This is a genomic window from Jiangella ureilytica (assembly GCF_004348545.1).
Lineage (GTDB): Bacteria > Actinomycetota > Actinomycetes > Jiangellales > Jiangellaceae > Jiangella > Jiangella ureilytica.
Window position 1 is genome coordinate 1 of sequence record NZ_SMKL01000024.1, and the last position, 20,087, is coordinate 20,087.

Genomic DNA, 20,087 nt, shown 5'->3' on the forward strand with positions numbered 1-20,087 from the left:
CTCTTAGCCGCGAATCCGCGCCTCAAGCGGACCGGTGGGCGCTGCGCGCCCTTGGGGTCCGCTTGACCCGCGGCTTCGCGGCCTAAGAACGGGCAGCTATCAGGGGGACGGGGGGAGTCTGGCGACGTGCGCGGGGTCGGCGGGCCTTGGTGCGTCCGCGATGTGGGATTTGGCGCGTTTCGCGGGGCCATCACGAGGTTCTCTGCCGCTTCACGAGGCATGCATGCCTGGTGATGTGGCAGAACGCCTGGTGATGTAGCGGATCGCCGATGATCAAGGCTGTGCACAGCCCGGCGAACCGGGACGAAACGGGCACGCGGACCGCGAGGCGTGCCCAGGTTCTCCCCGTCCCCCTGATAGCTGCCCGTTCTTATGCCCCGGGTGCCCGGGTCAAGCCGAAGCCCCGCAAGCACAGCAGCGAAGCAACCACAGCGGGCGCCGGCTTGAGGCGGGTGCCCGGGGTTAAGAGAATGGGCAGCAGGGGGACGGGGAGCCAACCCCGAACCCCGCCGAACTCGGCAAAGACCCCCGGCTCAGTGGTACGTGTGCTCCTCGGCCGGGAAGGTGCCGCTGACGACGTCGTCGGCGAAGGCCCGGGTGGCGGTGAGGAGCGCGCCGCGGACGTCGCCGTACTGCTTGACGAAGCGCGGCATGCGGTCCTCGCGCATGCCGGCCATGTCCTGCCAGACCAGCACCTGGGCGTCGACGTCGGGGCCGGCGCCGATGCCGACCGTCGGGATGTGCAGGCGCTTCGTGACCTCGGCGGCGACCTCGGCCGTCACCATCTCGAGGACCACAGCGAACGCGCCGGCCTCTTCCAACGCCAGCGCCGCCTCGACCAGGCGATCGCCGTCGGTGCCGCGGCCCTGTACTCGGTAACCGCCGAGCGCGTTGACGCTCTGTGGCGTGAACCCGATGTGCGCCATGACCGGGACGCCCGCCTCGACGATGCGGTGGACCGACTCGACGACCGGCAGCCCGCCCTCGAGCTTCACCGCCTGCGCGCCGGTCTCTTTCATGATGCGGATCGACGTGGCCAGCGCCTGCTCGGGTCCCAGCTGGTAGGAGCCGAACGGCAGGTCGCACACCACGAGCGCCCGGCTGGTCGAGCGCACCACGGCGCGGGCCAGCGGGACGAGCTCCTCGACCGTGACGGGGACGGTGTCGGCGTGGGCGTAGACGTTGTTGCCGGCGGAGTCGCCCACCAGCAGCACCGGGATGCCGGCGGCGTCGAAGATCTCGGCGGTGTACATGTCGTACGACGTGAGCATGGGCCAGCGCTCGCCGCGCTCCTTGGCCGTGCGCAGGTCGCGGATGGTGACCCGCCGGGAGAGCTTGCCGCCGTACAACGGGACGGTCTCGTGCGTCATCGCAGGACTCCTAGAGTGTGTCTCGAGGCCCGTGGCCGGGTCCCCTAACGCCCCCCATTGTCCCACGCGCGGGCCCGCGGCGCCCGTCAGCCGGGCGGAGGGGGCGGCGGCAGCTCCCGCCGCGGCTCCTGGTCGACGACGGCGGCAGCCCGCGGTCCCGCAGGCGGTTGCGGCTGGTCGACGACGGCGGCAGCCTGCGGTCCCGCAGGTGGTTGCGGCTGGTCGACCACGGCGGCAGCCTGCGGTTCGGGGGCGGACGCCGGGTGCGGAACCTCACGCCAGGCGCTGGTGATGGGCACCCGGCGGTCGCGGCCGAAGTTGCGGATGGTGATCTTCGGGCCGGGCGGGTACTGGCGCCGCTTGTACTCGGCGGTGTCGACCATGCGCAGCACCTTGGCGACGAGGTCGGCGTCGAACCCGGCGGCCTGCAGCTCACCGGCGTCGAGGTCCTGCTCGAGGTGCCGGTACAGGATGTCGTCGAGCAGCGGGTAGTCGGGCAGCGAGTCGGAATCGAGCTGGCCGGGGCGCAGCTCGGCGCTCGGCGGCTTGTCGATGGAGCCCTGGGGGATGGGCGGGGTCTCGCCGCGCTCGGCCGCGGCGGCGTTGCGCCAGCGGGCCAGCTCCCAGGTCAGCGTCTTGGGGACGTCCTTGATGGGCGCGTAGCCGCCGACGGCGTCGCCGTAGATCGTGGAGTAGCCGACCGCGAGCTCGGTCTTGTTGCCGGTGGCGAGGACCAGGTGGCCCTCCTGGTTCGACAGCCCCATGAGCGCCATGCCGCGCACGCGGGCCTGCAGGTTCTCCTCGGCCAGCCCGGTGAGCTCGAGGTTGTCGAGGAAGGCGCGGACCATGGGCGCGATCGGGATGGTGCGGAAGTTCAGCTTGGTCCGGTCGGCCAGCTCCTGGGCGTCGGACTTCGAGTGATCCGACGAGTACGAGCTCGGCATCGAGACCCCGTACACGTTCTCGGCGCCCAGCGCGTCGACGGCCAGCGCGGCGACGAGCGCGGAGTCGATGCCGCCCGACAAGCCCAGCACCACGGACGTGAAGCCGTTCTTGCGCACGTAGTCGCGCAGCCCGGTGACGATGGCCGCGTAGACCTCGGCGTGGTCGGACAGCCGCGGCGCCAGGGCTCCGGGGTCGGGCGTGTAGGCCGGCAGCGGCGCCGTGGTCAGCGTGGTGCGGTGCACGGCGAACCCGGCGATGCGCTCCTGTGCCATGCCCCACGGGCCGGGCGCCGGCGCGACGGCCTCGGGCAGCTGCAGGTCGACGACGAGGCAGCCCTCGTCGAACTGCGGCGCCCGGGCGAGCACCTCGCCGTCGGGCCGCACGACCAGGCTGTCGCCGTCGAACACCAGCTCGTCCTGGCCGCCCACCATGTTCACGTATGCCAGCGTGGCCTGCGCGTCGGCGGCGCGGCGGCGGGCGAGGTCGAGGCGGGTGTCGTCCTTGTTGCGCTCGTAGGGCGACCCGTTGACGACGAGAAGCAGCCCGGCCCGGGCCTCGCGCGCGACCGACACCGGCCCGCCGTCCTGCCAGATGTCCTCGCAGACGGCCAGCGCGACGTCGATGCCGTGCAGCCGGAAGACGCCCAGGTGGTCACCGGGGACGAAGTAGCGGAACTCGTCGAACACGCCGTAGTTGGGCAGGTGGTGCTTGGCCTGCCGCGCGACCACGCGCCCGCCGTAGAGGACGGCGACGGCGTTCTGCGGCGACCCTTTGGGCCGGCCCAGCTGGTACTGCCTCGCCGTGGTGTCGTCGCGGCCCAGGTAGCCGACGACGACGGCAGCGGCGCCCAGGCCCTCGGCGTCGAGGCGGACCGCCAGCTTCTCGAGTGCCGCACGGGACGCGTCGACGAACGACGCCCGCAGCGCGAGATCCTCGACCGGATACCCCGTGAGCATCATCTCGGGGAACGCGACGAGGTGGGCGTGCTGGCCGGCGGCGTGCCTCGTCATGCGCACGACGAGGTCGGCGTTGGCCTCGAGCGCACCGACGGTGGGGTTCACCTGAGCGAGCGCGATTCTGATCTGCGGCACGATCCGAGCTTAACTGCGCGTCGACACCCGTCAGCTACCCGGCGGACACACCCGTGGGGCAGACTGGCGGCGTGGAGAAGCAGCAGCAGTTCGTCCTCCGGTCGCTGGAAGAGCGCGACATCCGGTTCGTCCGGCTCTGGTTCACCGACGTGCTCGGGTTCCTGAAGTCCGTGGCGGTGGCGCCGGCCGAGCTCGAGAACGCGTTCTCGGAGGGCATCGGGTTCGACGGCTCGGCCATCGAGGGGTTCGCCCGCGTCTACGAGGCCGACATGCTGGCCAAGCCCGACCCGACGACGTTCCAGGTGCTGCCGTGGCGCGGCGGGTCCAACGGGACGGCTCGCATGTTCTGCGACATCCTCATGCCCGACGGCTCGCCGTCGTACGCCGACCCGCGGCACGTGCTCAAGCGCGCCCTCAGCCGGGCCGCCGAGCAGGGCTTCACGTTCTACACCCATCCCGAGGTCGAGTTCTTCGTCTTCAAGAACCAGCCCGAGGGCGGCGACGAGCCCGTTCCCGTCGACGCCAGCGGCTTCTTCGACCACACGGCGCACGGCATCGCCCAGGACTTCCGCCGCGACACCATCACGATGCTCGAGGACATGGGCATCTCGGTCGAGTTCAGCCACCACGAGGGCGCGCCCGGCCAGCAGGAGATCGACCTGCGCTACGCCGACGCCCTGGCCACGGCCGACAACCTCATGACGTTCCGGGCCGTGGTCCGCGAGGTCGCGTTGTCGCAGGACCTCTACGCGTCGTTCATGCCCAAGCCGTTCACCGCCTGGCCGGGGTCGGGCATGCACACCCACGTGTCGCTGTTCGAGGGCGACCGCAACGTCTTCCACGAACCGGGTGCGGAGTACCAGCTGTCCAAGACGGCCCGCTCGTTCATCGCCGGGCTGCTCAAGCACGCGCCCGAGATCACCGCCGTCACCAACCAGTGGGTCAACTCCTACAAGCGGCTGCGTGGCGGCGGCGAGGCGCCGGCCTACATCTGCTGGGGCCACAACAACCGGTCCGCGCTGGTCCGGGTGCCCATGTACAAGCCCGACAAGGGGCAGTCGGCACGGGTCGAGTTCCGCTCGCTCGATTCCGCCTGCAACCCGTACCTCGCCTACGCGGTCATCCTCGCGGCCGGCCTCAAGGGCATCGAAGAGGGCTACGAGCTGCCGCCGGGCGCCGAGGACGACGTGTGGGCGCTGACCGACCGCGAGCGCCGGGCCATGGGCATCGACCCGCTGCCGGCCTCGCTCGACGAGGCGATCCAGGCCATGGAGAACTCCGAGCTGGTCGCCGAGACCCTGGGTGAGCACGTCTTCGAGTTCTTCCTGCGCAACAAGCGCGCGGAGTGGAACGAGTACAGCCTGCAGGTCACCGCGTTCGAGCGGGCCAAGATGCTGCCGGTGATGTGATCCGTTGATCGACGTCATCCAGCATGAGTCAGGCTGCCCGCTGGACCGGTTCGAGGGCTGGTTGACGGCGGCGGCTGCGGACGTGCGGGTGGTGCGCCCGTACGACGGCGACCCGGTGCCGTCGGTCCCCGCGGAGGGGCTGATCGTGCTGGGCGGGCAGATGTCGGCCTACGACGACGGCGTGGCGCCGTGGCTGCCGGCGGTGCGTGCGCTGCTCGCGGTTGCCGCCGCCGAGGCGACGCCGACGCTCGGGATCTGCCTGGGCGCCCAGCTGCTCACGGTCGCCTGCGGCGGCCGGGTCGAGGTCGATGCGGCGCCGGGGCGCGAGTCGGGTGTGGTCGACGTGCGCTGGCTGTCGTCGGCGGCCGACGATCCGCTGGTCAGCGGGCTGCCCGACCCGTTCCCGGGGCCGAGCATGCACGCCGACGCCGTGGCGTCGCTGCCGGCCGGCGCCGTCCTGCTGGGATCGTCGGCGATGTACCCGCACCAGGCGTTCCGGGTCGGCGCCGCGGCATGGGGCGTGCAGTTCCACCCAGAGGTGTCGGAGCCCACGTTCGCGGGCTGGGCGGCCGAGCACCCCGACGTCGACTCGGCCGCGGTGGTGGGCGAACTGGTGTCACGCGACGCCGAGGTGGCAGCCGCCGGGCGCGAGCTGGCCACCCGGTTCGCCGCGATCGTCGCCAGGGCGGCGTCGTCGGCGGTCCCTCGGTAGGCAGACCATGTCCCGCGTTCGGTGGCATGCGCCGGTGCTGGCGGTCATCGCGGCCGGGGGAATGCTCGGGTCGCTGGCCCGCTGCGGCGCCGGCCTGCTGGCGGGCGAGACCGCCTGGCCGTGGCCGATCCTGCTGGTCAACACGTCGGGCTGTCTGCTCATCGGCGTGCTGATGGCGGTGCTGCTCGACCTCACCGCGCCGCACCGGCTGCTGCGGCCGTTCCTCGGCATCGGCGTGCTGGGCGGGTACACGACGTTCTCCACCTATGCCGTCGACGTGCAGCGGCTGGTCGTGTCCGGGCGTGAGGTGGCGGCGCTGGCGTACGTCCTGGTGACGCCGGTGCTGGCGCTGGTGGCGGTCTGGGTCGGGACGGTCCTGAGCCGTTCCGTCAGAGGAAGGGGACGTGCATGACGCTCGAGGGGCCGGCTCGGCGGCTGACCGTCGCGGTCGGCGAGAACGACACCTGGCACGGGATGCCGCTGTACACCGAGATCGTGCACCGGGCGCATGCCGCGGGCCTGGCCGGCGCCAGCGTGTTCCGCGGCATCGAGGGGTTCGGCGCGTCGAACCACATCCACACCACACGCATCCTCAGCCTGTCCGAGGACCTGCCGGTCGCCGTCGTCGTCGTGGACGTCGCCGAGAAGGTCGAGCCGTTCGCGGCCGAGATCGCGCCGCTGGTCCACGAGGGCCTCATCACCCTGGCCGACGTCGAGGTGGTCCGGTACGTGGGGCGGGGCGCCGGCGATCGCGGCGGCGGTGCTGCGTGACGGTGCTGCTGGTGGCCGCCGGGGCCGCCGTCGGGGCGCCGCTGCGCTACGTCGTGGACCGCTGGGTGCAGACGCGCCTGGGCGCCGGGTTCCCGTGGGGGACGCTGGTGGTCAACGTGGCGGGCTCGCTCGTGCTGGGGCTGGTGCTGGGCTCGCCGACGGTGTCGGCGCCGGTCGTCGCCGTGGCCGGGACCGGGTTCTGCGGCGCGCTGACCACCTACAGCACGTTCAGCTACGAGACGCTGCGGCTGATCGAGGACGGCGCCTGGTCGCGCGGTGCCGCCAACGTGCTGGTGAGCATGGCCGCCGGCCTGGGCGCCGCCGCGCTCGGCTGGTGGCTCGCGTCCTGAGCGCGAACCTACGGCGGTAGGTTTGTCGCATGTCTGTGAACCGGACCGAGGGCCGCGTCGCGTCGCTGGCCAAGGCCGGGTTCGCCGACACCGCCGCGGCTCAGCGCGAGCTCGACGGCCCGCTGCTCGGCGGTCTGGCCGCCGAGGCCGACCTGGTCGCCGCGCTCGCCGTCGTCGCCGATCCCGACCTCGGGCTGCGCGGGCTGGGCCGGCTGCTCGAGTCGGTCTCGGCGCTGGACGACCCCGCCGAGCTGGACCAGCTGCGCACGGTGCTCGCCGGCGATTCGCCGCACCGGCGCCGGCTGCTCGCGGTGCTCGGGTTCAGTTCGGCGCTCGCCGACCACCTGTGCCGGCACCCGGAGCACTGGCGTGACCTCGTCGATCTGGACCCCGAGAACCGCCCGGGGGCCGACTCCGTCCGCGCCCGCATGCTCGAGGCCGTCGGCGCCGATCCCGCCGCAGCCGAACCTGGAGCCACCGGTGAGCAGCCGGAGCTCCTCGACACGCTGCGCACGGCCTACCGCCGGCACGTCACGTCGCTGGCGGCGCTCGACCTCGCCGACCGGCTCGACGTCGCCGCCGTCGCCGCGGAGCTCGCCGACCTTGCCGGTGCCACGCTCGAGGCCGCCCTCGCCGTCGCCCGGGCCGGGCTGCCCGCCGACGCGCCCGGCTGCCGGCTCGCCGTCATCGCCATGGGCAAGGCCGGCGGCCGCGAGCTCAACTACGCCTCCGACGTCGACGTCGTGTTCGTCGGCGAGCCGCCGGCCGACGCGCCCGACGACGCGACTGGCTGGCTGGCCACCGCGACGACGCTGGCCACCGCCCTGATGCGGGCGTGCTCCGTCTACACCGGCGAGGGCACCATCTGGCCGGTCGACGCCGCGCTGCGGCCCGAGGGCAAGCAGGGACCGCTGGTGCGCACCGTCGCCAGCCACGTCGCCTACTACCGCGACTGGGCGAAGACCTGGGAGTTCCAGGCGCTGCTCAAGGCGCGTCCCGTGGCCGGCGACCGCGAGCTCGGGCAGGAGTACCTCGACGCCGTCACGCCCATGGTGTGGACGGCGGCCGGTCGCGACGGCTTCGTCGACGACGTGCACGCCATGCGGCGGCGGGTCGAGCACCACATCCGCCCGGCCGACGCGGACCGGCAGCTCAAGCTGGGTCCAGGCGGCCTGCGCGACGTCGAGTTCGCCGTCCAGCTGCTGCAGCTCGTGCACGGCCGGGCCGACGCGAGCCTCCACGACGGCAACACGCTCGGGGCGCTCGGGGCGCTGACGGCGGGCGGCTACGTCGGGCGCGAGGACGGCGCCGTGCTCGACGCCGCGTACCGGTTCCTTCGGACGTTCGAGCACCGCATCCAGTTGCGCGGGCTACGCCGCACCCACGTCGTCCCCGACTCCGACGAGCAGTTGCGCATCCTCGCGCGCTCGCTGTCGCTTCGCCAGCCTTCGGAGCTGAACGACGTCTGGCACCAGCAGGCGCGCGAGGTGCGGCGGCTGCACGAGAAGCTGTTCTACCGGCCGCTGCTGTCCGCCGTGGCGCGGCTGCCGGGCGACGGCGTCCGCCTCAGCCCCGAGGCGGCGCTGGCCCGGCTGCAGGCGCTCGGGTACGCCGACCCGGCGGGCGCGCTGCGACACCTCGAAGCGCTGACCACGGGGGTGTCGCGGCGGGCCTCGATCCAGCGGACGCTGCTGCCGGTGCTGCTCGGCTGGTTCGCCGACGCGCCCGAGCCCGACACCGGGCTGGCCGGGTTCCGCAAGGTCAGCGAGGCCTTGGGGACGACGCCGTGGTACCTGCGGCTGCTCCGCGACGACGGCGCCGCGGCCGAGCGCATGGCCCGGGTGCTGGCGTCCGGCCGGTACGCCACGGAGCTGCTGCTGCGCGCGCCCGAATCCGTCGCCATGCTCGGCGACGACGACGCGCTGCGGCTGCGCGAGCGCGGGCCGCTCGAGAAGGAGGTCCTGGCCGGCGTCCAGCGCCACGACGATCCCGTCGACGCCATCGGGGTGGTGCGGGCCATGCGCCGTCGCGAGCTGTTCCGCGTCACCGTCGCCGACCTGGTGGGGGAGGTGCCGGTCGAGAGCATCGGCGAGGCGCTGACGGTGATCGCCGAGACCACGCTGTCCGGCGCCCTGGCCGCCGCCACCCGCGCGGTCGAAGCCGCGCGCGGCGGGCCGCTGCCCACCCGGCTGGCCGTGGTCGCCATGGGCCGGCTCGGCGGGCGCGAGATGGGCTACGCCTCGGACGCCGACGTGCTGTTCGTGCACACGCCCTACCCCGACGAGGAGGAGACCGCGGGGGGATCCGCCGCCCTCGCCGTCGCCAACGAGATGACGCGGCTGCTGTCGCTGCCCTCACCCGAGCCGTCGCTGACCGTCGACGCGGCGCTGCGGCCCGAGGGCAAGCAGGGGCCGCTGGTGCGCACGCTGGCCTCGTACGCCGCCTACTACCACCGGTGGGGTGAGGTGTGGGAGCGGCAGGCGCTGCTGCGGGCGGCGCCGTGCTGCGGCGATCCCGAGCTGCTGCGCCGCTTCTCGGCACTGATCGACCCCTTGCGGTGGCCGACTGCGGGGCTGACGGACGGGCAGATCCGCGACGTGCGGCGCATGAAGGCGCGGGTCGAGTCCGAGCGGCTGCCCCGCGGCGCCGACCCCTCGATGCACCTGAAGCTGGGCCCGGGCGGGCTCGCTGACGTCGAGTGGACGGCGCAACTGCTGCAGCTGCGGCACGCGTCGTCGGTGGCCGCCCTGCGCACGACGTCGACACCGGGGGCGCTGGACGCGGCCGTGGCGGCCGGGCTGCTGTCGTCGCCGGACCGGACGGTTCTCGTCGACGCCTGGCGGCAGGCGGCCCGCATCCGCAACGCGACGGTCCTGGTCACCGGCCGCCCGTCCGACATGCTCCCGAAAGATCCGAAGACGCTGGCGGCGGTGTCGCGCGTCCTCGGCTACGGCGTCGGCGAGAGCACCGTCTTCGTCGACGACTACCACCGCAGCGCCCGCAAGGCCCGCGCCGTCGTCGAACGCCTCTTCTACGACGACGTCCGCTGACCGCGCTGATCGGAGTTGGACGAGAGGAGCTTTGTGATGACGACTGTTGACGAGAACTCCACCGACGCCGCGTATCTGGAGCGCTGTATCGAGCTGGCCGAGGCGGCCCTCGCCGCCGGCGACGACCCGTTCGGGTCGGTACTGGTGGGCGCCGACGGCACGGTGCTCGGCGAGGACCACAACCACGAGACGACCGCCTCCGACCCCACCGCGCATCCGGAGCTCGCGCTGGCCCGGTGGGCCGCTCGGCACCTGCCGCCCGACCAGCGCGCGGGCGCGACCGTCTACACGTCAGGCGAGCACTGCCCGATGTGTGCAGCGGCGCACGGCTGGGTCGGGCTGGGCCGCATCGTCTTCGCGGCGTCGAGCGCGCAGCTGGCCGCCTGGCGCGCGGAGTGGGGCCTGCCGCCGTCACCCGTCACAGCGTTCCCGATCACCGACGTCGTGCCCGGGATCGAGGTCACCGGGCCGGTTGCGCCCTACGACGAACGCGTGCGCGTGCTCCACGAGCGCGCCGCGCGGAACCGCGCCCAGACGAAGCTCATTCCTTGACGGCTCCGGCCAGCAGGCCCTGGACGAACTTGCGCTGGGCGACGATGTAGGCGATCAGCACCGGCAGCGCCACGAGCACGGCAGCCGCAGCCGTCGTGCCCGGGTCGCTCTCGCGGCGGTTGCCGGCGAAGAACGACAGCGCCACCGGCGTGGTGCGGGCCTCCGGGTTGTCCGAGAGCAGCACCAGCCCGAGCAGGAACTCGTTCCACGTGTACAGGAACAACAGCGTGGCGAGCACCCCGACCGCGGGAGCGGCGACCGGGAGCAGGATGTGCCGGAGCACCTGCATCCGCCCGGCGCCGTCGATCATGCCGGCCTCGCGCAGCGTCGCCGGGATGCTGCCGAAGTAGCCGCGCATCCACACCGTCCCGAGTGCCACCGAGAACGCGATCTGCGGCAGGATCACCGCCGGATACGTGCCGAGCAGACCCCAGTCCTTCATCTGGTGGTAGATCGGGATGACGGTGGCCTCGTACGGCATCACCAGGCCGAGCAGGAACACCCCGACCACGACCTTCGCCAGCGGGAGGTCCAGCACTCCGAGTGCGTAGCCGGCCAGCACCGACAACAGCACGGCCACGACCACCACGGTCCCGGTGATGATCAGGCTGGACACCAGCGCGTCGGAGAACCCGCCCCGTTCCCAGGCGTTGGTGAAGTTGCCGAGGCTCGGGTTCTCCGGCAGCGCGAACCCGGACAACCGCCGGCCCGGCTCGTTGAGCGCCAGCATCAGGATCGACAGGAACGGGTAGAGCGCCACCAGCGAGGCCAGGACGAGCAGGGCATGGCTGACGACGGCGTCGCGGCGGCGCGTCACCGGGCCGCGTCCCGGTCTCGCAGCCCGGCCATGACGGCGCCGACCACGACGAGGATGAACAGTGTCAGCACGACGGCGACCGCCGCGGCATCGCCGACCTCGCGGGTCAGGAACGCGCCCTCGTAGACGTACACGCTGGGGACGGTGGTCGACGTTCCCGGCCCGCCTGCCGTCGTGTTCCAGACGATGTCGAAGTTGCGCAGCGCGAAGATGCTGGTGAGCACCAGCGCGATCCGCAGCTCCGTCCGCAGCCCCGGGACGGTGACCACGAAGAACTCGCGGATCGCGCCGGCGCCGTCGATGCGCGCCGACTCGTACAGCTCGCGCGGGATCCGCTGCGCACCGGCCAGGAAGAGCATCATGCACAACCCGAACTGCACCCACGTGCCGATCAGGCCGACACTCACCAGTGCGGTGTCGAAGTCCCCGAGCCAGGCGCGCGTCAGTGCGCCGAGACCGACGGCGTCGAGCACTGCGTTGAGCGGCCCGCCGAGGTCGTAGATCCACCGCCACGCGACGGCGATGACCACGGACGACAGGATCTGCGGGATGAACAGCACCGAGCGGAACAGCGCCAGTCCGCGGATCCGGATCCTGGTCATCAGGCCGGCGATGACCAGTCCGACGGCGGTCGGCAGCAGCGCATAGAAGACCAGGAACACCAGCGAGTGCCCGAGCGTCGACTGCAGGACGCCGGACTCGAACAGCTCGGTGTAGTTGTCGAACCCCACCCACGTGGCGAGCGTCAGGCCGTCCCACTCGAAGAGTGAGGTGTACGCCGTCTCGCCGATCGGCCGCAGCGCGAACGCGACGTAGACCGCGAGCGCCGGCAGCACGTACAGGTAGCCCCACCAGTCCCGCCGGCGTCGGCGGGCCGGGGCCGGTGCGGGCGCCCGCGGGCCAGGCGCGTGGTCGCGCCCGGCCCGCGGGGTGGCGGTCGACGTCATCAGCGTTCGGCCTGGAAGGCCGCCCAGTCGTCCTGGATGGGTGTGACGAACTCTTGCGGGGTCACCCGCCCGTCCATGAGCTCCTGGAGGGCGCCGCCCATGGTCGCCATCATCGAGCCGGTGGCCCAGTCGAAGGAGTAGGTGTTGCCACCGTCGGCCAGGATCGTCCCGGACCCGGCCACGGCGTCGGCGAACAAGGGCTCCGCGGTGTCGATCTGCTGTGCCAGCACGGGCACCCGGCCGAGGTCGGCCAACTTCTGCGCCCACTCGTCGCTGGTGATGAGGCCGATGAACGCGGCCGCCGCGGGGACCACGTCGGACTCGGTGCTGACGTGCCAGCCCATCCCCAGCGAGCCGGACGCGACGTGCAGGCCGGACTCGCCGGGGGGCATCGGGAAGAAGCCGAAGTCGCCGCCGCCGGCCTGGATCGCCGCCAGCTGCCACGTCCCGCCGATCAGGAACACGCCCTCGCCGGCCGCGAACCGGGCGACGGCGTCGTCCTCGGCCAGGCCGTTGTAGCCCTCGCCGAAGTAGCCCTGCTGCGCCCACTCCTGGATCGTCGTCGCGGTGGCGACGTTCTCTGGGGTGTCGAAGGTGGCGCCTTCGGTGCCGCTGATCCAGTCGCGGGTGACGGCCGGGTCGGCGTTCTGGCCCTGGACCACGCCGAAGATGTGCAGGCCGGTGCTCTTGAGCGCGTTGCCGAACATGATCGGCTGCTCGCCCGCCGCCCGGGCGGTCGCCAGAGCCGCCTCGAAGTCGTCGAAGGTCTGTGGCAGCTCGAGCCCGAGCGCGTCGAGCTTGGCCGTGTTGTAGTAGACACCGACCATCGAGACGACGGGGGAGATGCCGTAGATGCTGCCGGTGCCGAACCGGGTGCCGTCGTCGGACCAGCGGAACTCGCCGAGCGTCGACTCGCCGTACCGGTCGTACCACTCGTAGGCCTCGGCGAGGTCGTCCAGCGGCCGGATCAGGCCGGCCTCGACCAGCGCTCCGTCGAGCGCGTAGCCCTGGGCTCCCTGCGCGAGGTCGGGCGGGTCGCCGCCGCTGAGCGTGTTGGCTTCGGTGCGCACGATGTCGTCGTAACTGCGGTACTCCACCTCGACCGTGACGTTCGGGTACAGCTCCTCGTACTCCGGGATCAGCTCGGTGAGGGTGCTCTCCTCGCCGGCGTCGGCGAGGACGCGCAAGGTCACCTCGCCGAGCTCGGCCACCTCGTCCGCGGTCACCGGTGCGGTGATCTCCTCGGTGCCCGCACGCGCCGGCGCGTCGTCCTCCGACGACGAACCCGGCGTGCCGCAGGCGGCGAGGGTGAGGACGACGACGGCTCCGCCGCCGGTGAGCCAACGCACGGGTGCATTCACGGGTCTCTCCTTCGAGCGCATCGTGTGGGCGGAACGCCCGGGCTCGGCGTCCATCGGCCGGAACGGTAAAACCTTTTTCTATGTCCGGACATAGTGACATGTCAAGGCGAGCGGGGAGGATGCCGCGTCAGCGGGCAGGCGGGCGGTACCGGGTGGTCGTCCCGCGCACGACGATGCGCGGGGGCGGCTCGGTGATGACGACGTGCTCGGGCTCGCCGTGGTCGAGCAGCGCGAGCAGCAGTTCGACCGAGCGGTGGCCCAGCGCCTGCAGTGGCAGCTCGACGACCGTCAGGCCGGGCTGCAGGTACTGGGCGAAGAAGACGTCGTGGAACCCGATGACGGAGAGGTCGGCGGGGACGTCGAGGCCGCGGTCACGGGCGGCGGCCACGGCGCCGACCGCGGCCAGCACGCTGGCCGCCATGACGGCCGTCGGCCGGTCGGCGCGGTCGAGGACGGTGCCCATGGCCTGCCGGCCGGCCTCCGCGGTGTGCCCGCCGCGGCGGACCCAGGCGACGTTGACCGGCAGCCCGGCCGTCCGCATGGCCACCTCCCAGCCGCGGGTGCGGGCGAAGCCACGCTCGGTCTCGCCGTCGAGCTCGAGCAGCCCGATATCGCGGTGACCGAGGCCGATGAGGTGCTCAGTGGCCATCCTTGCGGCCGCCTCGTTGTCGAGGGTGACGCTGCCCAGCGCGTCGGCCGAGTCGTTGACGATGACGGTCGGCACGATACCGGCGGCCTCCGCGGCCACCCGCCGGTCCGCCTCGATGCCGGCCGGGAGCAGCAGCAACCCGTCGACTATTCCGCTGTTGACCACCCGGCTGAAGCTGGCGGCGTCGCGGGCGAGCTCCGGCACGTCGGCCAGCATGAGCACGTAGCCGTGTCGCGACGCGGCCTGCTGGGCTCCGGCGATGACCGCGGCGTAGACCGGGTTGCTGACGTCGTGCACGGCCAGCGCCAGGGTGCCCAGCCGGGCCCGCCGCAGGGCGCGCGCGGCTCGGTTGGGCGTGTAGTTGACGGCCCGGGCGGCGGCGTGGATGCGCTCTCGGGTCTCCGGCCGGACCCGGACGGCGGGGTCGCCGTTGAGCACCCGCGACACGGTGCCGACGGTGACGCCGGCCGCGGCCGCGACATCGACGATCCCTGCCATGGCCCACCTCGTCCGATTGACATCCCGTGCGGTTGTCCCGCACGATATCGGAGCGTATCAGACAAACGTTTTACCAGGAGTGGCATGAGAGGCTTGACTGGCCGGCGCGCTGTCGTGACCGGAGCGGGCGGCGGCATCGGCCGGGCCGTGGCGGTCCGCCTGGCCGAGGAGGGCATGGTCACCGCGCTGCTGGACCGCGACGAGGCGGCGCTGTGGCAGACCGCGGGCGAGGTCGAGGAGGCGGGCGGCGTGGCCCACCTCGTCCCGCTCGATCTCGCCGACCCGCCAGAGGTCGAGGCCGGCCTCGCCACCGCCGTCGACCGTCTCGGCGGGCTGGACGTCCTGGTCAACAACGCGGCGGTCGCGGTGGCGGGCAGCGTGGAGTCGTTGGGCCTGGACGACTGGCAGACGGCGTTCGACGTCAACCTGCGCGCCGCGTGGCTGACCATGAAGCATGCGCTGTCGTGGCTGCGCGCGTCCGACGCGGCCGCCGTCGTGAACGTGTCCAGCCTGCAGGGGATCCGCGGCTTCGCCGGCTGGGCGGCGTACGCCTCGACCAAAGCCGGCCTGATCGGTCTGACCACGCAGGCGGCCATCGAATACGCCCGCGACGGCATCCGGGTCAACGCCGTCGCGCCGGGCACCATCGCGACCCCGATGAACGAGAGGATCCTCGCCGAGGCGGCCGACCCTGACGCCGTCCGGGCGACCTGGAACTCGCTCCACGCGCTCGGCCGCATCGGCGAGCCGGCCGAGGTGGCCGCCGCGGTCGCGTTCCTCGCCTCGGCCGAAGCGTCGTTCGTCACCGGCCACGTGCTCCTCGTCGACGGCGGTGCGGCCGTGCTCGGCTCCTCCGGTGTGAGCTCGTGACCACGCTGCGCGTGCTGTGCTGGGACGATCCGCGGTGTCTGGCGCCGATGCGGGCGGCGGCGACGGCGTTCGCCGCGGCCCGGCCGGGGGTGCGGGTCGAGGTGGCCGGCCGGCCGCTCGCGGCGTTCAACGACCAGCCCATCGGAGAGGCCGCCGCCGGCCACGACCTCGTCGTCTTCGATCATCCGATGGCACCGCGAGCGGCTGAGTCCGGCGCACTGCTGCCGCTCGGGCCGGCCGGCACGGACGCCGTCGGTGCAACACAGGGATCGTTCGACTGGCAAGACAGGTCGTGGGGGATCCCGGTCGATGCCGCCTGCCAGGTCGCGGTCTCCCGGCCGGACCTGCTGCCCGGCGCCGACGTGCCGCGTACGTGGCCCGACGTGGTCGCCTTCGCCCGCGCCCACCCGGGCCGGGTTGCCGTCCCGCTGTTCCACAGCGACCTGCTGTGCGTGCTGCTCAGCCTCACCGCCGCCATCGGCGCCCCGATCGGGCCGGGCGGGTTCGCGGTCGACGACGCCGCGGTCGAACTGCTGTGCGAGCTGGCCGCACTGGTCGACGACGATCTGCTGTACCGCAACCCGCCGGCCGTTCTCGCCGAGCTGGCCACGACCGGCCGCTGGCTCTACATCCCGCTCTCGTTCGGCTATGCGCGCTTCTCCGCGCGGTCCGGCACAGCGGGCCGGGAGCCGGCGCCGGCATCGACGGGTGCACGGCTGGCCTGGCACGATGCGCCCACCGGGCCCGGCGGCGCCATCGGCACGCTGCTGGGCGGCGCCGGGCTGGGGGTCAGTGCCGCGAGCACCGCGCCGGATCTCGCCGCGGAGTTCGCCGCGTGGTACGGCAGCGCGGACGTACAGCGGCAAATCGTCGGCCCTGCCGGCGGCCAGCCGGCGGCGGCCGCGGCCTGGGGTGACGACGACCTCGACCGCGCCTTCGGCGGCTTCTACTCCGCCACCCGCCGGTCGATGCTGGGCGCCGTCCGCCGGCCGGCGCACCCGCGGTGGCCGCGGTTCCAGCACGAGGCCGGCCTGCTGCTGCGCGACGGGCTCGCCGGCGGCGCCCGGCCCCCCGGCCTCGCCGCTGAGCTGCGTGCCCTGCAACGCCGGCATGGCATCCCTTCCGACGTCGAAACGAAGGTGGTTCCCGCGTGAACGACAGCCCCGGTGCCCTCGACGGCATCCGCGTCCTCGACTTCAGCCAGATGATGCTCGGCCCGTTCGCCACCCAGCTGCTCGCCGATCTCGGCGCCGACGTGGTCAAGGTCGAGCGGCCGGTGGTGGGCGAGTGGGAACGCGGCCTCGAGATGGGCGGCCGGCTGCTCAACGACGTGTCGTCGGCGTTCCTGGCGATGAACCGGAACAAGCGCTCCGTCGCCGTCGACCTGAAGTCGCCGGCCGGCCGCGACGCGATCCTGTCGCTGGCGGCCGGGTTCGATGTCGTTGTCGAGAACTTCCGGCCCGGCGTCATGGACCGGCTGGGTCTGGGCTACGAGGACTTTCGCGCCGTCCGGCCGGACGTGATCTACTGCTCCGGATCCGGCTGGGGGCAGGAGACGACGTACGCGCGGCAGAACCGGCCCGGGCAGGACCTGCTGGTCCAGGCGATGAGCGGGCTGGCCGCCAATGCGGGGCGCGCGGGAGAGCCGCCGGTCGTCGCGGGCACGTCCGTCAGCGACGCGGTCGGTGCGTTGACCCTCGGCAACGGCATCCTCGCCGCGCTGGTGGCTCGCGGCCGGACCGGCCGAGGCCAGCGGGTCGAGGTCGATCTCTTCCACAGCACGATGGCGATCATGTGCCAGGAGATCGCGGCCATGGTCAACCAGAAGCAGGAGTACGAGCGATCGGAGGCCGGCATCGCCCAGCCCTGGCTGGCGGCGCCGTACGGCATCTACGCGGTCGCCGACGGCGCGGTCGCGATCGCGATGGGCGACCTCGACCGGCTCGGCGCCGTGGTGGGGGGCGATCTCACCGGTCTCGACGGCTGGCTGGACCGCGACGAGATCAAGTCCGCGCTCGACGTCCTGGTGGCCGGGCGGTCCGCCGACGAACTGGTGGCCGCGCTGACGCGCGCCGGCCTGTGGGCGGCCCGGGTGCGGACCATGCGCGAGGCCGTCGACGAGCTGCGCGCCGACGGCTCGCCGCTGCTGGTCACCGTCGACCTGCCGGAGACCGGCGAGGTGGAGCTGGTCGGCTGCCCGATCACGCTCAGCGCCACGCCCTGGACCCAGCGCCGCCGGCCCCCGCTGGTGGGCGAGCACACCGACGAGGTGCTCGCCGAGGCGCTGCCGCCGGCGGAGATCGCCGCGCTGCGTGCGGCCGGGGCCATCCAGTGAGCGCCATCGAGCGCCGCATCGACGAGCACCTCGTCGTCCGGCGCGACGGCGCCGTCGTCACCGTCACCGTGGACCGCGAGGACGCCCTCGGCGCGTTGTCGCGCTCGATGCTGGTGGCGCTCGACGCCTTCCTGCCCGGGCTCGCCGACGACGACGACGTCCGTGTCGTCGTGCTGACCGGCACCGGCCGCGGGTTCGTCGCCGGCGCCGACATCGGCGAGTACCACGGCGTCGACCAGCGGCGCTTCGACGACTACCAGCGGCTGGGCCGGCGGGTTCTCGACGCCGTCGAGGCGTTGCCGCAGTACACCGTCGCCGCCGTGAACGGGTACGCCCTCGGCGGCGGGTTCGAGCTGGCCCTGTGCTGCGACGCGATCCTCGCCACCGAGCGGGCGAAGTTCGGCCTGCCCGAGGTGAAACTGGGCCTGCTGCCCGGCGGGGGCGGCAGCCAGCGGCTGGCCCGGGCGCTCGGCGTGCGGTTCGCGCTCCGGCTGGTCGCCACGGGCGCGATGGTGCCGGCCGGTGAGCTCTACCGGCGCGGGCTCGTCGACGAGGTGTACGCCGACGACGCGGCGCTGCGAGCGGGTGCATGGGACCTCGCCGGCACCGTGGCCGCAGGTGCGCCGCTCGCGGTGCGGGGGGCCAAGCGGCTGGTCCGCGAAGGATCGGCGATGCCGCTGCCGGACGCACTGGGGTTCGAGCAGGCCGTGCTGTCGTCGCTGTTCGCCACCGAGGACGGTCGCGAGGGCGTGGCCGCATTCGTCGAGAAGCGCGACCCGGTCTTCCGCGGCCGCTGACCACATGACGGCCGCCGGCCGAGAACGCCCTGTCCGGACCACACAGCTGGAGAGCCGCCGGCCGCGCCTCGAGGCAGGCGGCCGGCGGCTCCCGTCAGGGGTGTGCCCTGCAGTACCGATCAGATGTCGAAGTACAGCTCGAACTCGTGCGGGTGGGGGCGCAGGCGGATCGGGTCGATCTCGTTGGTGCGCTTCCAGTCGATCCAGGTCTCGACGAGGTCGTCGGTGAAGACCCCGCCCTCGAGCAGGTAGTCGTGGTCGGACTCGAGGGCGTCGAGGGCCTCGCCGAGGGACGACGGGACCGTCGCGATGTTGGCGTGCTCCTCGGGCGGGAGCTCGTACAGGTCCTTGTCGACCGGCTCCGGCGGCTCGATCTTGTTGCGGATGCCGTCGACGCCGGCCATGAGCATGGCGGAGAAGGCCAGGTACGGGTTGCTCGACGGGTCGGGCACGCGGAACTCGATGCGCTTGGCCTTCGGCGAGGTGCCGGTGACCGGGATGCGGACGGCAGCGGAGCGGTTGCGCTGCGAGTAGACCAGGTTGACCGGGGCCTCGAAGCCGGGCACCAGGCGGTGGTACGAGTTCACCGTCGGGTTGGTCCAGGCGAGCAGCGAGTCGGCGTGCTTGATGAGGCCGCCGATGTACCAGCGCGCCATGTCGGACAGGCCGCCGTAGCCGAGCTCGTCGTAGAACAGCGGGTCGCCGTTCTTCCAGAGCGACTGGTGGCAGTGCATGCCCGAGCCGTTGTCGCCGAACAGCGGCTTCGGCATGAAGGTGGCGGTCTTGCCGGCCTCCCAGGCGACGTTCTTGACGATGTACTTGAACAGCATCAGGCGGTCGCCGGCGTGCTTGAGGGTGTCGAACTTGTAGTTGATCTCGGCCTGGCCGGCGGTGCCGACCTCGTGGTGGGCCCGCTCGATCTCGATGCCGACGTTGGTCATCGCCTTGACCATGTCGTCGCGGAGGTCGGCGTAGTGGTCGACCGGCGGGACGGGGAAGTAGCCGCCCTTGTACCGCGTCTTGTAGCCGCGGTTGCCGCCCTCTTCGGTGCGGCCGGTGTTCCAGGCGCCCTCGATGGAGTCGATGTAGTAGTAGCCCGCGTTCTGCTTGGTCTCGAAGCGGACGTCGTCGAAGACGTAGAACTCCGCCTCGGGGCCGAAGTAGACGGTGTCGGCGATGCCGGAGCTGGCGAGGTACGCCTCGGCCTTGGCCGCGATGTTGCGCGGGTCGCGGCTGTAGGGCTCACCGGTGAAGGGGTCGACGATGGAGAAGTTCAGCGCGAGGGTCTTGGCCTTGCGGAACGGGTCGACGAATGCCGTCGCCGGGTCGGCGATCAGCTTCATGTCGGACTCGTGGATGGCCTGGAAGCCACGGATCGAAGAGCCGTCGAACATCAGGCCCTCGGCGATGGCATCGGCGTCGAACGCCGTCGCGGGCACGTTGAAGTGCTGCATCACGCCCGGCAGGTCGCAGAAGCGGACATCGACGAACTCGATGCCCTCGTCCTTGACGAACTTCAACAGCTCGTCCGCGTTGGTGAACATCCGCATTCTCCTTCGCGCC

The 20,087-nt window shown here is 72.6% G+C and carries 18 protein-coding genes; 11 read left to right on the forward strand and 7 right to left on the reverse strand.

Annotation, left to right across the window (positions count from 1 at the left end):
• Positions 1–533: 533 nt before the first annotated feature.
• Positions 534–1,370 (reverse strand): 3-methyl-2-oxobutanoate hydroxymethyltransferase, encoded by an 837-nt coding sequence (panB, locus tag E1212_RS12480; protein WP_131982857.1) that lies wholly within the window; start codon positions 1,368–1,370, stop codon positions 534–536.
• Between the two features lie 86 nt (positions 1,371–1,456).
• Complete coding sequence (locus E1212_RS12485; RefSeq protein WP_131982859.1) at positions 1,457–3,406, reverse strand: NAD+ synthase; 1,950 nt, start codon at positions 3,404–3,406, stop codon at positions 1,457–1,459.
• Positions 3,407–3,477: 71 nt separating this feature from the next.
• Here E1212_RS12485 and E1212_RS12490 point away from each other — a divergent pair, with 71 nt between their 5' ends.
• From E1212_RS12490 to E1212_RS12520, 7 genes are read left to right on the forward strand one after another with little or no spacing between them, the layout of a single operon-like run.
• Positions 3,478–4,815: a glutamine synthetase family protein gene (locus E1212_RS12490; RefSeq protein ID WP_131982861.1), complete on the forward strand. Its 1,338-nt coding sequence runs from the start codon at positions 3,478–3,480 to the stop codon at positions 4,813–4,815.
• A 4-nt stretch (positions 4,816–4,819) separates the two neighbouring features.
• Positions 4,820–5,527 (forward strand): type 1 glutamine amidotransferase, encoded by a 708-nt coding sequence (locus E1212_RS12495; protein ID WP_203416795.1) that lies wholly within the window; start codon positions 4,820–4,822, stop codon positions 5,525–5,527.
• Between the two features lie 7 nt (positions 5,528–5,534).
• Positions 5,535–5,939 (forward strand): fluoride efflux transporter FluC, encoded by a 405-nt coding sequence (locus E1212_RS12500; protein WP_203416796.1) that lies wholly within the window; start codon positions 5,535–5,537, stop codon positions 5,937–5,939.
• Positions 5,936–6,298: a DUF190 domain-containing protein gene (locus tag E1212_RS12505; protein ID WP_131982863.1), complete on the forward strand. Its 363-nt coding sequence runs from the start codon at positions 5,936–5,938 to the stop codon at positions 6,296–6,298. Before E1212_RS12500 ends, E1212_RS12505 begins: the two co-directional genes overlap by 4 nt.
• Positions 6,295–6,648 (forward strand): fluoride efflux transporter CrcB, encoded by a 354-nt coding sequence (gene crcB / locus E1212_RS12510; RefSeq protein ID WP_131982865.1) that lies wholly within the window; start codon positions 6,295–6,297, stop codon positions 6,646–6,648. The genes E1212_RS12505 and crcB overlap by 4 nt, the downstream gene beginning before the upstream one ends.
• A 29-nt stretch (positions 6,649–6,677) precedes the next feature.
• Positions 6,678–9,698, forward strand: a complete 3,021-nt coding sequence (locus E1212_RS12515; RefSeq protein ID WP_131982867.1) for a bifunctional [glutamine synthetase] adenylyltransferase/[glutamine synthetase]-adenylyl-L-tyrosine phosphorylase — start codon at positions 6,678–6,680, stop codon at positions 9,696–9,698.
• Between the two features lie 36 nt (positions 9,699–9,734).
• The gene (locus tag E1212_RS12520) at positions 9,735–10,250 is read left to right on the forward strand and encodes a nucleoside deaminase (RefSeq protein WP_131982869.1); all 516 of its coding nucleotides are present in this window, start codon (positions 9,735–9,737) and stop codon (positions 10,248–10,250) included.
• Here E1212_RS12520 and E1212_RS12525 read toward each other — a convergent pair.
• From E1212_RS12525 to E1212_RS12540, 4 genes are all read right to left on the reverse strand, one after another.
• Positions 10,240–11,067, reverse strand: a complete 828-nt coding sequence (locus E1212_RS12525) for a carbohydrate ABC transporter permease (RefSeq protein ID WP_203416797.1) — start codon at positions 11,065–11,067, stop codon at positions 10,240–10,242. The genes E1212_RS12520 and E1212_RS12525 overlap by 11 nt on opposite strands.
• Complete coding sequence (locus tag E1212_RS12530; RefSeq protein WP_131982871.1) at positions 11,064–12,014, reverse strand: carbohydrate ABC transporter permease; 951 nt, start codon at positions 12,012–12,014, stop codon at positions 11,064–11,066. Before E1212_RS12530 ends, E1212_RS12525 begins: the two co-directional genes overlap by 4 nt.
• Positions 12,014–13,375, reverse strand: a complete 1,362-nt coding sequence (locus E1212_RS12535; protein ID WP_162605444.1) for an ABC transporter substrate-binding protein — start codon at positions 13,373–13,375, stop codon at positions 12,014–12,016. Before E1212_RS12535 ends, E1212_RS12530 begins: the two co-directional genes overlap by 1 nt.
• A 127-nt stretch (positions 13,376–13,502) precedes the next feature.
• The gene (locus E1212_RS12540) at positions 13,503–14,522 is read right to left on the reverse strand and encodes a LacI family DNA-binding transcriptional regulator (RefSeq protein WP_131982875.1); all 1,020 of its coding nucleotides are present in this window, start codon (positions 14,520–14,522) and stop codon (positions 13,503–13,505) included.
• Between the two features lie 84 nt (positions 14,523–14,606).
• Here E1212_RS12540 and E1212_RS12545 point away from each other — a divergent pair, with 84 nt between their 5' ends.
• The 4 genes from E1212_RS12545 to E1212_RS12560 are packed head-to-tail and all read left to right on the forward strand — an operon-like array spanning position 14,607 to position 18,524.
• Positions 14,607–15,392: an SDR family NAD(P)-dependent oxidoreductase gene (locus tag E1212_RS12545; RefSeq protein ID WP_131982877.1), complete on the forward strand. Its 786-nt coding sequence runs from the start codon at positions 14,607–14,609 to the stop codon at positions 15,390–15,392.
• A complete protein-coding gene (locus E1212_RS12550) occupies positions 15,389–16,546 on the forward strand; it encodes an extracellular solute-binding protein (protein WP_131982879.1) in 1,158 nt (385 codons plus the stop codon). Before E1212_RS12545 ends, E1212_RS12550 begins: the two co-directional genes overlap by 4 nt.
• A complete protein-coding gene (locus E1212_RS12555; protein ID WP_203416798.1) occupies positions 16,543–17,727 on the forward strand; it encodes a CaiB/BaiF CoA transferase family protein in 1,185 nt (394 codons plus the stop codon). The genes E1212_RS12550 and E1212_RS12555 overlap by 4 nt, the downstream gene beginning before the upstream one ends.
• Positions 17,724–18,524: an enoyl-CoA hydratase/isomerase family protein gene (locus E1212_RS12560; protein WP_203416799.1), complete on the forward strand. Its 801-nt coding sequence runs from the start codon at positions 17,724–17,726 to the stop codon at positions 18,522–18,524. The genes E1212_RS12555 and E1212_RS12560 overlap by 4 nt, the downstream gene beginning before the upstream one ends.
• Before the next feature lie 119 nt (positions 18,525–18,643).
• Here the strand turns inward: E1212_RS12560 and glnA are convergent, their stop codons facing one another.
• A complete protein-coding gene (gene glnA, locus E1212_RS12565) occupies positions 18,644–20,068 on the reverse strand; it encodes a type I glutamate--ammonia ligase (RefSeq protein ID WP_131982881.1) in 1,425 nt (474 codons plus the stop codon).
• Positions 20,069–20,087: the final 19 nt, after the last annotated feature.